This window comes from Klebsiella sp. TF21-TM (assembly GCF_019753495.1).
In the GTDB taxonomy this organism is placed as follows: domain Bacteria; phylum Pseudomonadota; class Gammaproteobacteria; order Enterobacterales; family Enterobacteriaceae; genus Klebsiella; species Klebsiella quasipneumoniae.
This window is the reverse complement of the sequence record NZ_JAIJYL010000120.1, coordinates 1-497: the sequence shown is the minus strand read 5'-3', so window position 1 is coordinate 497 and position 497 is coordinate 1. Positions and strand designations below refer to the sequence as shown.

At 51.7% G+C, this 497-nt stretch carries 1 protein-coding gene; it reads left to right on the top strand.

Going from position 1 to position 497, the window contains the following annotated elements:
* The coding region (locus K5R89_RS27200; RefSeq protein ID WP_032292141.1) for an IS1 family transposase at nucleotides 1-344 on the top strand (344 nt) is incomplete at its 5' end.
* Between the last annotated feature and the right edge of the window lie 153 nt (nucleotides 345-497).

Here is a 497-nt window from a genome sequence, read left to right as displayed (position 1 = left end):
CACGCCAGCGCTGGTTGTTTTACGCGTATGACAGGATACGGAGGACGGTTGTGGCGCACGTATTCGGTGAACGCACGTTGGCCACGCTGGAGCGTCTTCTGGGCCTGCTGTCGGCCTTTGAGGTCGTGGTATGGATGACGGATGGCTGGCCGCTTTATGAATCACGCCTGAAGGGAGAACTGCACGTTATCAGCAAGCGATATACGCAGCGCATTGAGCGGCATAACCTGAATCTGAGGCAACATCTGGCAAGGCTGGGCAGGAAGTCACTGTCGTTCTCAAAATCGGTGGAGCTGCATGACAAAGTCATCGGGCATTATCTGAACATAAAACACTATCAGTAAGTTGGAGTCATTACCGCCCTCGACTTTCCAGTTATGGCGAAAAGAGTTCACTGATACCGCACTTTTCAGCGTCTTCCCGGCTTTGTTGAATAAATCGAACTTTTGCTGAGTTGAAGGATCAGATCACGCATCTTCCCGACAACGCAGACCGTT